This window comes from Rhodococcus sp. KRD197, assembly GCF_017168235.1.
In the GTDB taxonomy this organism is placed as follows: Bacteria; Actinomycetota; Actinomycetes; order Mycobacteriales; family Mycobacteriaceae; genus Rhodococcoides.
Genome location: NZ_JABFAO010000065.1, coordinates 24,007 through 36,163, shown reverse-complemented (window position 1 = coordinate 36,163; position 12,157 = coordinate 24,007). Strand labels below are relative to the sequence as shown.

Annotated in this window: 10 protein-coding genes; 6 read left to right on the top strand and 4 right to left on the bottom strand. The window is 62.1% G+C overall.

Features of this window, described 5'->3' with window-relative positions:
* The first annotated feature begins 461 nt into the window (after positions 1 to 461).
* From J1M86_RS24360 to J1M86_RS24345, 4 genes are read left to right on the top strand one after another with little or no spacing between them, the layout of a single operon-like run.
* Positions 462 to 2,399, top strand: coding sequence for a hypothetical protein (locus tag J1M86_RS24360; RefSeq protein ID WP_206511703.1), 1,938 nt, complete (start codon positions 462 to 464; stop codon positions 2,397 to 2,399).
* Positions 2,396 to 3,913: a hypothetical protein gene (locus J1M86_RS24355; RefSeq protein WP_206511702.1), complete on the top strand. Its 1,518-nt coding sequence runs from the start codon at positions 2,396 to 2,398 to the stop codon at positions 3,911 to 3,913. The genes J1M86_RS24360 and J1M86_RS24355 overlap by 4 nt, the downstream gene beginning before the upstream one ends.
* Entirely contained in the window at positions 3,910 to 5,391 is a 1,482-nt protein-coding gene (locus J1M86_RS24350) for a glycosyltransferase (protein ID WP_307786737.1), read from the top strand. The genes J1M86_RS24355 and J1M86_RS24350 overlap by 4 nt, the downstream gene beginning before the upstream one ends.
* A complete protein-coding gene (locus tag J1M86_RS24345; protein WP_206511699.1) occupies positions 5,388 to 7,028 on the top strand; it encodes a glycosyltransferase family 39 protein in 1,641 nt (546 codons plus the stop codon). Before J1M86_RS24350 ends, J1M86_RS24345 begins: the two co-directional genes overlap by 4 nt.
* Positions 7,029 to 7,068: 40 nt before the next feature.
* Here J1M86_RS24345 and J1M86_RS24340 read toward each other — a convergent pair whose 3' ends face one another.
* The gene (locus J1M86_RS24340; RefSeq protein WP_307786736.1) at positions 7,069 to 8,028 is read right to left on the bottom strand and encodes a helix-turn-helix domain-containing protein; all 960 of its coding nucleotides are present in this window, start codon (positions 8,026 to 8,028) and stop codon (positions 7,069 to 7,071) included.
* A 107-nt stretch (positions 8,029 to 8,135) separates the two neighbouring features.
* Here J1M86_RS24340 and J1M86_RS24335 point away from each other — a divergent pair, with 107 nt between their 5' ends.
* Positions 8,136 to 8,537, top strand: coding sequence for a cupin domain-containing protein (locus J1M86_RS24335; RefSeq protein ID WP_206511697.1), 402 nt, complete (start codon positions 8,136 to 8,138; stop codon positions 8,535 to 8,537).
* A 31-nt stretch (positions 8,538 to 8,568) separates the two neighbouring features.
* Here J1M86_RS24335 and J1M86_RS24330 read toward each other — a convergent pair whose 3' ends face one another.
* Entirely contained in the window at positions 8,569 to 9,216 is a 648-nt protein-coding gene (locus J1M86_RS24330; protein WP_206511696.1) for a bifunctional 2-polyprenyl-6-hydroxyphenol methylase/3-demethylubiquinol 3-O-methyltransferase UbiG, read from the bottom strand.
* Positions 9,217 to 9,220: 4 nt separating this feature from the next.
* The gene (locus tag J1M86_RS24325; protein ID WP_241260630.1) at positions 9,221 to 10,201 is read right to left on the bottom strand and encodes a glycoside hydrolase family 25 protein; all 981 of its coding nucleotides are present in this window, start codon (positions 10,199 to 10,201) and stop codon (positions 9,221 to 9,223) included.
* A gap of 55 nt (positions 10,202 to 10,256) precedes the next feature.
* Between J1M86_RS24325 and lepB the strand changes: the two genes are divergently transcribed.
* Complete coding sequence (lepB, locus tag J1M86_RS24320; RefSeq protein WP_206511695.1) at positions 10,257 to 10,988, top strand: signal peptidase I; 732 nt, start codon at positions 10,257 to 10,259, stop codon at positions 10,986 to 10,988.
* Here the strand turns inward: lepB and J1M86_RS24315 are convergent.
* Positions 10,985 to 12,115 (bottom strand): NAD(P)/FAD-dependent oxidoreductase, encoded by a 1,131-nt coding sequence (locus J1M86_RS24315; RefSeq protein ID WP_206511693.1) that lies wholly within the window; start codon positions 12,113 to 12,115, stop codon positions 10,985 to 10,987. The genes lepB and J1M86_RS24315 overlap by 4 nt on opposite strands.
* Positions 12,116 to 12,157 lie beyond the last annotated feature (42 nt).

The window sequence follows — 12,157 nt, the reverse complement described above, 5'->3', positions numbered from 1 at the left end:
TGAGACGTCCCACAGGTCGCCCTGCGACTCCGAATTTCCCTGCATACCAACATTATCGCAGGTCAAACACCTAAACGCGGGTCGACGCGACGTGGATCGGCCATCGGATTGTTCAGCAGTCTCCTAGCTGGGCATGCGGGACCTTGCCGTTCGATCGACGGTTCCGAAAAGCCCTGCACATCAGCGGGAAACAGACCGTGAGCACGCAAAATCGTGCGCTTGCGGGGCGTTCACGTTTCTTTGCCACTCGTTTCAACCGACAACAACGGCAACGACGTCGAATCCGGTGCATCTGAACCAAATTCATCGTCCAGGGAGTCACGGCCGGGCCGGAACATGGGACATAATCGATCGACACCAGGAACCATCTCCGCTTCGAAGGCCGGGTCTATTCTCCTATGTCGCCATTCACTCGCGTTCGCTCTCGTGGCTTCGTCCGAACAATCGCGGTCTCTGCCCTGATGGCGACAGTGCTGGCACAGTCGGCTCCTGCAATGGCCCAGGATCAGGACGTCGAGATATCACCGTCCGCTGAAGCGACATTCGGCCTCGACCAACTCGGCCTCGGCAGCACAATCGAACTGAGCGCCCTCGGATCACTCACGCAGTTGACGATGCCAGTACCCGAAGGCACCACTCCTGCGGAACTGACGGCGATCGCGACCGTCCCGGCCTGGCTGAGTCGCGGTTGGATCGACATCGAAGCTGCTGGCAGGCCGCTCTCCCGCATACTCCTCGACAACACTGCGCCGACCATGCCGGTATCGATACCCCTCTTCGGAGCACCCATCGTGGACGGTGCCGTCACCGTCGACTTGTGGTCGACTCTGATTTCGGACGACCTCTACTGTCCCGACTTCGATGCCAATCCAGTACGTCTGTTCGATGCCGTCGTCACATACAACGGCACACCCTCCGTTCCGCGAACCATCTCCGAGTTCCTGCCCCCGCTGCTTCGTCAGCTGACAGTGTTCGTGCCGAGCGAACCCGACCGCGACGTCATCACGGCGGCAATGTCGTTCACCACGTCCGTCGTCTCGTACTACGGCGCACAACCAGTACGCGTCGTGGTTCGTCCGGCGAACGAGTTGCAGGGAGCCGACGTGGACGGCCCATTCGACCGGTCCGTTGTGCTGGCGTCGAACACCGATCCCGGTGCCGAGTTGATCTACCCGGACGATCAGTCGCCACCGCGGTTGTTCGTCACGGGGTCCGGAACGAGGCTGATCGATCAAACACGACTCATCACCAGTGCCATTTCGCAGCTCGCGGTGACCACCTCCGCTCTGGCGGGCGCCTCGGCTCCCTCCCCGATCCTGGCGCCGGACGTCACCACGCTCGACGATCTCGCCATCGGAACGGTGACCGGCATCGGCAGTGGCTCGGCCACCGCATCGATCGCGCTGGATCAAACCCGTCTCGGACGTTCGACGTCCGGGCTTTCCGTCCATCTGATCGGTAGTTACAACCCGGGCCCTGGATCAGTGACTGCTTCTATCGGGGGTACGACGGTCGCCGATTGGGCTGCCGACGACATGGGACGCATCGATCGCTGGATCGACATCCCAGATTCCTCCTTGGGCCGCGTCACTACCGTCGACGTCACAGTCACTCACCCCGTCAACGGAGCGCTGGAATGCGGAGCCCTGGTCGGTGCCAAGGTCACTATCGACGGTTCGACGTCGGTACGGTCCACGAAGGCGTCGCCGACGACGACCCTCGGATTCGGTTCCATGCCACAGTCTTTGATGCCACGCTTCAACGTCGCGCTGAGCGATTACACGTTCGCCGATACCGTTCGCGCGGTGTCGATCCTGAACGGGTTGCAGCGCCTGTCCACCAGGCCTCTTCTGCCGAACGCAGTATCGATCGACGACGCACTCGACAGTTCGGATCCCACCCTGATCATTGCGCCCGGCGGAGACCTGCCCGATTCGATCACGCTGCCGCTCTCGTCCGCCGACGGCGAAACCTTCACGGTCACCGGAACCGAGAACAGCGCCGAGCTATCTGTCGACACGCAGCTGCCCTACGCCGCCCTGCAGGTCGCGGCACGGAACGATGCGGCGCTCATGGTCGCCTCGTCGGCTGGCGCACCCGCGGAGGTCGACAGGCTGTTGGCCTGGCTGGACTCGGACCCGACGCGATGGTTCGAACTCTCCGGCGACATCTTGTTCTCTGCACCGGAGATCGAACCGGTTTCTCTGTCCAGCAACGAACTTGCGAGCTCGGAGACGAGTACAGCGACGGACACCGAGGACAACGGAATGGGTCGCGGCGGGCTGATCGCACTCGGGATCGGCGCACTCGTTGTATTGGTTGCCGCCGCGGCCGCACTGCGCTGGAGGCTGCGATCGAATCGAGGCGGTCACCGTCGCGGTGACACACAGGCACCATGACCGCGGCCACGAGCGCTGAAACGATTGCCGATCACGGGCCGGTTCCGCAGTGGTGGAACCGTCCCGCCGCAGTAATCGTCATCCGCTGGAGCGTCCTACTCGGGTGCACGGTGCTGGCGTTTCTGCCCACCTGGCTTCGACTTGCTCGCGAAGCTGCGGACGGCGCTATCACCGCCTACGTCTTCGTGCTGCCGCTGCTGGCCGCAGTCGCCGCACAGGGTGTTGCGCGTCGCCGCTATGGAGAGCTCCCGATCCATGATCGTCAGACCGACAACATCGTCGGCGGGTTGGCGTTGATCGTGGCAGTGGCAGTCAAGGCCCTGTGGATGCCGCGCTACGCCGACCAGTATGCACTCGCCCATCTCGATGTGTTGTCGGCACTGGTGTTCTTCTTCGGTGGATCGATCCTGTTGTTCGGGCTTCGGCCAGTGGGCAGGTTCTGGTCCGTATGGCTACTGTTATTGACGTTGAGCCCCTTCATGTATCGGCTGATTGCCATCGGCCTCGGCGGCGGTCGCTTTGCCTACGGGTCGGTCTTGGTGCTGCTGGCAGGACTCGCCGGTGCCATAGCAGTGGGGCGCACCCCTAGGCGCGGTTGGCTCGGCTTCCTGTGCACGACCTTCACCGGACTTGCACTGTTGATCGTCGTCTTGAGGTACTGGCCCACAATCGACATCGTCTGGTTGCAGATCATCCCGACGGTAGGCGCCGCCGTCGCCACCGGTAGCGCATTCTATGTCGCCGCTCGACGCGGTGTACTCGGTGAACGTCCTCGGCGACGACTTGCGCCGTCGACAGCGAAGTGGTCGCCGAGCTCCTATGCGGTCGTGCTCGCGGCGGCGGTCGTTCTGTACGTGATCCCACTTCCCCCTACGGTGACGGTGTCGAATACAGTCGGCCCGCCCGGATCGACCTCTGTTCCGCTGGCTGCACCGACCGGCTGGACCCGAACCGATATCGAGGAATTCGACTGGGTGCGTGCCTTCTTCGGCCAGAGTTCGACTCTCGTACGCGAACGCATGCGTGCCGACGAGGGAAATCCCGCGTGGGACACCCATTCCCGGCCAAGAACAGTGGTCGTCGATGTGCTGTCGACGACCAATCGCGCAAGCCTGGCGGTATACCCCGAGAGCACGCTGTACCAGTTGTCCGGAACCCGCACGAGTCCGAAAGTCCATGTCGCGCTGGGTCACGACGTCACCGGCCAGCTCTACACCTCTGTCAGCGAGGCATTGCTTCTGAGTTGGACCAAACTCGTCTTCACGTGGGTGCGAGGTGCCGTCACGCAACGGGTGACGATCATCAGCGTCGACAATCACGAGGACGACGCCGAGTTCCCTCAGCCAAGACCGTCGATGACGTCGAATCTTGGCACCAGCATCTCGACCTTTCTGCGCGGAAATGCGATCACCACGGATACGAACCCTGAATACAAGGACTTCGATCTTCTGACGTCGTTCGGCGCCTCGCTCGTCCGGGCTCAATGGCTCGCCAACCCGGAGGGCGAGCAGTGAGTGGACCACGCGTCGGCGAGGAGTCCGAGGAGTTTCGGGCCGCCGCGTTGGACGATGCTGTCAACGGCCTCGCGCGCCGACATCCGCTGGCCTCGGCCGCAGTGGCGTTTGTTCCGTGGCAGAAGTACACGGCATTGACCGTCGCCGCACTGATCGCCATCAGCGCCGTACTGGCTCCGCTTCCCACTCTCATCACCTTGACCGTGATCTGCATCCTCGGGTACACGGCCATGATGATCGACAGACTGTTGATCTTCTCGCGTGGGCTCGACGCGTCGGCCATCGTCACTGTGACCGACGAACAGGCGCGTGCCGTGCCCGACCGAGACCTGCCCTATTACACGATTCTCGTTCCGGCCTACAACGAACCCGAGGTAGTCGGCGACCTCATCGCTGCGATGACCAGCCTCGACTACCCGGCCGACAAACTTCAGGTTCTCTTGCTACTGGAGGAAGACGACGACGTCACCATCGAGGCGGCGAAAAACAGCGGCGTCGGAGACGTCGTCGACATCGTCCTGGTACCGGCAGGCGATCCTCGTACCAAGCCCAAGGCGTGCAACTACGGTCTCCATTTCGCCACTGGATCGATCGTGACCATCTTCGACGCGGAGGACCTCCCTGAGAGGCTGCAGCTGCGGCGGGTGGTCGCTGCCTTCGCGTCGCTGCCCGAGACCGTGGCATGCATTCAAGCAAAGCTGGCATTTCACAACGGTTCTCAGAACCTGTTGACCGGCTGGTTCACCGCCGACTACGCGTTGTGGTTTGGCTATCTGCTGCCCGGATTGATGAGAAGCGCCTCACCGATCCCACTCGGCGGAACGTCGAATCATCTGCGCCGAGACGTGATCGAGGAAGTTGGAGCGTGGGACGGCTTCAATGTCACCGAGGATGCTGATCTCGGTGTGCGGATCGCCGCATCCGGCTACTCCACGGCGGTGTTGGATTCTACGACGCTCGAGGAAGCGAACAGCGACCCGATCAACTGGGTGCGCCAACGATCCCGCTGGTACAAGGGCTACCTGCAGACATGGCTGGTGCACATGCGTCGACCGCGCGAGACGTTCCGCGCCCTCGGACCGGTCGGAACGTACAGATTCACTCTGCTGCTGGCAGGAACACCGATCACAGCCTGCATCAACATGATCTTCTGGTTCACCACCGCGGCATGGATTCTCGGGCAGCCGGACTTGATAGCAGCTCTGTTTCCGCCCTACATCTACTACTTGTCGCTGGTGTCACTGATCTTCGGCAACATCGCCACGATCTACATGTACTTGATCGCCAGCCGGGAGAGCGACAACGCCTATCTACTGGTTCCGAGCCTGACGATGCCGCTGTACTGGGTGATGATGAGCGTCGCTGCGATCAAGGGCTGCTGGCAGCTGATTCGCAACCCCTCCTATTGGGAGAAGACATTTCACGGCCTGTCCGTTCCCGGTTCCACGAAAGAGACGATCGACGAGCCGGCATCATGAGCCGGCGTGAAACCTGGACCGTGTTCGCGGCGTCTCTGGCGGTCTATCTGGGCGTCGGACTGACGTTGAGCTTGCGCTACGGATATCTGCTCGGTGACGCACTGGCCCGTACCTCGGCGGCGCAGGCCGTACTGTTCAGCAGAGATCCGCATGTTTCCGCAATCGGGTATATCTTCACACCGTTGACCGCGCTGGCTCAGCTTCCATTGGTTGCGTTCTCGTCGTGGCTGCCGGCCATCACGCGCTGGAATATCTCCGCGATCGCGGTGTCGGCGTTGTTCATGGCAGGTGCCACCGTGATGATCTACGGCATCTGCCGCGACCGAGGGCTCACGAAACCGTACAGTTCAATTATCGCAGCGGTTTTCGCGCTGAACCCGATGATCGTCTTCTTCGGTGCGAACGGCATGAGCGAAGCGCCGTTCCTGTTCTTCGCGTGCTGGGCAGCACGCCGACTTATCCGCTGGGTGCACACAGACGACGTTCATGACCTCGTTTTTGCAGGAATCGCGCTGGCGCTCGCCTATCTCACGCGGTACGACGCGGTGGCCGCGATCGCCGCGACAACATTTCTGGTAGCAGGCGTGACCGTCATGAGGCAGGGGCGAGCGCAGTGGCGGACAATGCGGCGACGCGCGCTGCTCGACGCAGTGCTCGTGGCGGGACCTGGCTTCAGCGCTTTCGTTGTGTGGACTGCCACGAGTTGGTTGATCACTGGGGAAGCTCTGGCGCAGCTGTCGTCCAACTACGGCAACGCGGCCATCCTGGAACAGTCCGGCGGCGGGGCGACGGGAACACTCCTCGGCAACACCGCGTTTGTGGTCACCGCCATCGTGGTGCTGGGCCCGACGCTACTGATCGCGGGACCGGTTGCAGCGGTACTCGCGCACCGTCGACGCGACCTGGAGTTCCTGGTCGCGCCGGTCATGTTCGGTAGTGTGCTCGCCTTCCAGGCATTCAGCTACATAACCGGATCCACCTTCGGGTTCCTCCGTTTCTACATCTGCGCGATACCCCTCGCCGCCATCGTGGTGGTCCAGATATTCGCCCCGCAAGGCAACCCCGAAACCCGCCGCACGGGCAAGTTCCATCGCCCGCGGTCCGAACATGCGACGGCAAAAACCGGTGTCAGTGCGGCGCTGGTGGCGCTGTCGGTGGTGGGCATGATGGTGACCGGGTGGGCAATGCTGCAGCCGAGCCTGTCCGCTCAGCAGTACGCACTGCGGTACTTGTTCGACGAAAACCCCTCTGCAGACGCGGACGCCTTGGCAGCGCGGCGCATCATCGACTCGTTCTCCACGGAACGAGAACTGGCCGCCTACCTCGACTCTCAGAATCTGCCCGAGGGATCGATCCTCGTCGACACCGTCTACGGCTTCGCCGTCGTCGCGGCATCCTCGCGACCCGACCAGTTCATCGTTCCCTCGGATCAGGATTTCACGACGATCCTCAATGATCCAGCCGCCGCGGGCGTGCAGTACCTATTGACCGTTCCCAACAGTGGACGCGGCGAATCGGACGCAATCAACCGCCGCTACCCCAGCATTTACGACAACGGTGCTCTGGAATTCTCGTTCGTATTCGAAGCGCCCAATGACGGTGCAGATCAGCCCGACTGGAGACTGTACGAGGTGTGATCCGGATTCGCTCGTTCAACGGCGTCGAGCCGATCGGAATTCAGCGGACACCACTCTCGAGGTCTCTGCTTCCTACTCCGAATCGTTGGCGATACGCCGACGGTGTGAGCCCGGTTTCGCGTCGCATCAAAGTTCTCAGTGTCGCGGTGGTTCCCAATCCGGCGGCGCTGGCCACAGCGTTCAGATCCATATCTCCTCGCTCGATAAGACTGCAGGCCAACCGTACTCGCTCGCGATTGAGCCAGGAGTGCGGCGTCGTATTGAGCTGGGCAAGAAACCGTCGATGCAGTGTTGCGGTGCTGACGTGTGCGCGCCGTGCAAGATCGGCGACGGTGATCACTTCACACAGATTCTCGATGGCCCAGTTCGTGGTCGATGCCAGCGACTCGTCGGCGGTCACAGGAACGGCTTGTTCGATGAATTGCTTCTGACCACCGTCGCGGTTGGCGTTGAAAACCAAGCGTCGGCTCACGGAGTTGGCAACCTCTGTGCCGTGATCACGTCGCACCACATGCAAGCCCAGGTCGAGCGCAGCTGCGCTGCCTGCAGCGGTGAGGATGTCGCCGTCGTCGACGAACAACACGGCTTCCTCGAACACGACCGTCGGAAAACGATGCCGGAATGCAGCCGCCCACTGCCAGTGCGCAGTTGCTCGTCGGCCCTCGAGCACCCCTGCTTCTGCGAGTGTGAATGCACCGCTGCAGAATCCGATGAGCCTGGCGCCACGTTCATGGGCCCGCCGAACGGCGGCAAGCAATTCCTCACGACGTGGCACATCGGTGTCCGGTCGGTTCGGAACGATCACAGTGTCGGCTTCCTCCACTGCGGTGAGATCCTCGACGCCGGAGAGCGTGAAGAATCCTTCGCGCATCCTGGTGTGCGTCTCCGGCGCGCACAGCCGAAAGTCGTACAGCCTCCCTCCGAGTTCAGGTCGGTCGATTCCGAACACCTCGGTAGCGCAGCCCAGTTCGAATGGGTTGGAGTTGTCGTCGACGATCACCACCACTCGGTGGAGGCCATTCCCGCCGCCAGCCTGAGAGGTTTCTTTCGACACATGCAATTTATAGCACTCACGGCACGGGCGCGGCTGGCACGAGGATAGTAGCCATGACTTCGAACCCGGTCGATCTACACCGCGCTTTTGCTTCGTTCGATACCGAATGGAGCCCGCACATAGTCACGCGCGTCAACGACTACGACGTCCGCATCGTCAAGATTCGCGGCGAGTTCGTCTGGCATCGCCACGTCGACACCGACGAGTTCTTTCATGTGATCAGCGGCGACGTCGACATCGCGCTGCGGGACGACGACGGTCGCGAACGCGTCGTGAACCTCACCGAAGGTTCGGTGTTCACCGTTCCGCGAGGGACCGAGCACAAGCCATCATCGATTTCCGGCGCGCACGTTCTGCTGTTCGAACCGTCGGACACCGTGAACACCGGCGACAAGCACGGCGACATCCCCAGTCACATCTCCTCTACAACCGGACGCGTCATGTCGGCAGGGTGACGCGGAGTGCGATGGAGATCCACGAGAATTGCTACTTCGGTACGTCGTAGACGAGACAGTATCGCCAGAACAGGCGACGCCGGATGCGGGCACCGGGGAGTATCCGTTGCACCTCGCCCATTGTCTCTGACAAGCTCTCGCGCGGCTCGAGCGTGGGTGCTGATACGTCGGACGGCAAAGTTCCCGCCCTGCGGTGATTCTTGATGAACCCGAGGATGGGGTTCGAGACCACAGAGATCAGGCCGAAGGCTGCATCGACCGGACCGGCTTGCCGGTAGCAACCGATGACCACGACTCGACCACCGGGGTTGGTCAGCTCACGGAGTCGCGCCAGCGCCGACGTCAACGGTAGGTGATGTAGAACGGCGACAAGAACGACGGCGTCTGCCCTGAGGTTTCCGTTCACTTGATCGAAGCTACGCTGCTGGATGGTCACTGCTTCATCTTGTGCAAAGCGATGAGCGGCGTAGCGCGCACAGTGCGCGTCGGGCTCGATGCCGATCACGCGATCAACTCGGTGTCTCATGAGGTCGACAAGATTGCCGGTCCCGCAGCCGATGTCCAGCACAGTCCGCGCGTTCGATTCAGCGACCTTGTTCGCGACCCATGGTCCGTAGAAGTCGTTGTGACTCCACGGGTAGCGCTGGTTCAGCTTGTCCAGCCAAAGCAGTAGCGACACCGCGCTAGTCCTCCGAGCTCCGCCGCAGAAGTTCGAGTATCTCCTCGTTCTGCCGCTTGATGTGCGCGATGCCGTCGACGAGGGTGCGTGTGGGCACGTCACTGGTGGGGCCGTCGCCGAGCTGTTCCCACCCTTCGAAATTGGGTCCGCCACCGAGCTGAGCGAGGATGACCGAAACCGCCTCGGCGAGGAATCGATTGCGGCTCGGGTCGGTCTCGACGGCCCGTCCGAGGATCTCGAGCCCCCTACCTTCGGGGCCGAACAGTTGCCCTGCGATGGCTGCTGCTTCGTCTGCCATATCGAATCGCTCCTCGGGGTACTCATCTCCGAACAATGCAGCAAGTTTGCGGTCGTTGCCGCGGAATGCGTTGACGTCGATCAACTGTCCGGCAACAACACCGGACTCCGAAAACTGCAGAATCTCCACTGGTCGACCGCCCATGTCGGCCCATCCTCCGCGCCCCCCTCCGCTCCCGCGCAACGGCGCCCAGTCATCACCCGGGTACAACCGGGACGCGTAGTCACTGCCGCTGACATAGTCGCTGTTCCAGATCCCCATGGGGAGACGATCGAGCGGAGCGCGGCCCATTCGACTTTCCCAGAACCAGCGAGGCAGATACACGGGGAGGAAGCGCTCAAAACCGACGGCTCGATACGCGTCGATTCTGCGCAGCAGATCGTCCACCGAGCCGCCGTTGACGGTGTCCTCGTAGTCGACCTGCAGTGGAAAGTCCGCGGAGCCTGCATGCTCGCGAAGAACGCGGGCTTCACTGGCCGGATCGGTGTTGGTTCGGCAGTAAACGTACCCGCCCCAGCGTCCGGCGAAGTGTCGTTCCATCTCACCGCGCGCTCTCGGCCAGTACGGGTCTCTGTAGCCGTTGCCCTCCGAGATCTTGTGAGTGGCAAACGAGAATCCCTCGCGTCGAGCAGCAGCAAAGTCGAAGTTCCCCTGGTGATTGCTGACGTCGATGCCGAACAGGGTCATGCCACGACCATAACGCCGAAGTACGACTTCGTTGCCGACGGTTAAGCTGGCAGGAATGGACGACTCGAGCGACGGTGCCAGCGCGACCCAGTCCAGGTCATGGCTTCGAGAACTTGCAGTACTCGTTGTGGTTGCTCTGACTCTGAGCTTTCTGCTGCAGACGTTCGCGGGACGCATCTACTTGATCCCGTCGGAGTCCATGGAACCGACGCTCCACGGCTGCGACGGGTGCACGGGGGATCGGATTCTCGTCGACAAGGTCAGCTATCGTTTCACCGACCCGCGGCCGGGAGATGTCGTTGTGTTCCGCGCTCCCACCTCGTCATGGAACGTCGGATACACATCGGCGCGTTCGGACAACTCGGCGATTCGGGGACTGGAGTCCGTCGGGGCGTTTGTAGGAGTTGTGCCGCCGGACGAGAACAACCTCGTCAAACGCGTGATAGCGACGGGTGAGCAAACAGTGCAGTGCTGTGACGATCAGGGGCAGGTGCAGGTCGACGGAAACACACTCGACGAGCCGATTATCGACATGGACTTTCCGTTCGTCTCCGGCGCACTCGACTGCGCTACCGTGCCCGCATCCCGCCGCTGCTTCGGCCCCATCACGGTTCCCGACGGCAACGTCTGGGTAATGGGTGACAACCGCAATCATTCTGCCGATTCGCGGGCCCACGTCGACGACGAATACACAGGCACGGTGCCAGTGTCCTACATAGTCGGAAAGGCTCGATTCGTCGTCCTACCGCCTTCACGATGGGGCGTCATCGAGGCGCCGGCAATCTAACCTCCGTGTCCCGCGAAGAATTCGACGAGACTGTGCGGTGTGTTTTCGCCGAGGAGCATGTCCTGCATCTGCTGTGCGTCGACCGCCACAGCGCTGCTGCGCTCGAACATCGCGTTCTCGAAGTCCGCCAACGCAGCCTCGACATCTCCGGTTTGCGCAACAATCGCTTTCGCGAGTTGGGCACCGTCGAACATCGCCAGGTTGGCGCCATCGCCTACCGGCGGCATGAGGTGAGCGGCATCGCCGACCAGAGTGACGCCCGGAACGCGGGCCCATCGATGGTCCGCAGGGAGCGCGTAGATGGGACGCAGCACCGGGGTGGTGTCGGTGTCGGTGAGCAACGCTGTGATTTCGGATGCCCAGCCGTCGTATTCGGCGGTGACAAGTGCGAAGGAGTCTGCGTCCGCGAAGTCCACTTCGTAGAACCAGTTTTCGGGCTTCCGAAGCGATGCATACGCGTGCATGATGCCGTTCGCCTCGCGGTGAGTCGATATGGACCTCCCCGGCGACAGGGCGAACATGGATCCAGCACCTGCCAGCACCGCTGTGTCAGCATGCTTGTTGTCGACGTCATAAAGATACGTCTCGACGTACGACAAACCCGTGTACTCGGGCTGCGCGTCACTGACCAACGCTCGCACCTTCGACCAGGCGCCGTCCGCTCCCACGACCAACGTGGTGTCGGCGGTGGACCCGTCGGCGAACGTCAGTCGATGCGCTCCGTCACCGAGCGCATCGACGGCAATGAGCTTCATGCCCCAACGAACCGTATCGTCGGGCAGTGAACCGATCAGCATCTGACGCAGAGCGCCCCTGAGCACCTCGGGCCGTGTACCGGTGCCGTCGTCCGGCAAATCCATCAGTACCGTTCCGTTGCGGTCCACCACCCGCGTGGCCTCACCGCCCTCGTGGACGATAGCCCGGAACTCGGCTGTCAGACCTGCAGCTTCCAGGGCAACTTGCCCGTCTTCCTCATGGATGTCGAGCTGACCACCCTGCCCGCGGGACATCGGCGCCTGTTCCGCCTCGTACACCGTCGCCGAAATGCCGTGAACGTGCAAGACGCGTGCGAGCACAAGACCACCGAGGCCCGCGCCCACAATTGCTATTGAGTTTGAGTTTGTCATTCGAAACACCTCTCCAGTAGATGGAACACCGTTCCATCCGTT

Coding starts and splice junctions, on each gene's coding strand:
- J1M86_RS24345 (WP_206511699.1), top strand. CDS start 5,388: ATGAGCCGGCGTGAAACCTGGACCGTGTTCGCGGCGTCTCTGGCGGTC.
- J1M86_RS24315 (WP_206511693.1), bottom strand. CDS start 12,115: ATGACAAACTCAAACTCAATAGCAATTGTGGGCGCGGGCCTCGGTGGT.
- J1M86_RS24360 (WP_206511703.1), top strand. CDS start 462: ATGGCGACAGTGCTGGCACAGTCGGCTCCTGCAATGGCCCAGGATCAG.
- J1M86_RS24355 (WP_206511702.1), top strand. CDS start 2,396: ATGACCGCGGCCACGAGCGCTGAAACGATTGCCGATCACGGGCCGGTT.
- J1M86_RS24325 (WP_241260630.1), bottom strand. CDS start 10,201: ATGACCCTGTTCGGCATCGACGTCAGCAATCACCAGGGGAACTTCGAC.
- lepB (WP_206511695.1), top strand. CDS start 10,257: ATGGACGACTCGAGCGACGGTGCCAGCGCGACCCAGTCCAGGTCATGG.
- J1M86_RS24335 (WP_206511697.1), top strand. CDS start 8,136: ATGACTTCGAACCCGGTCGATCTACACCGCGCTTTTGCTTCGTTCGAT.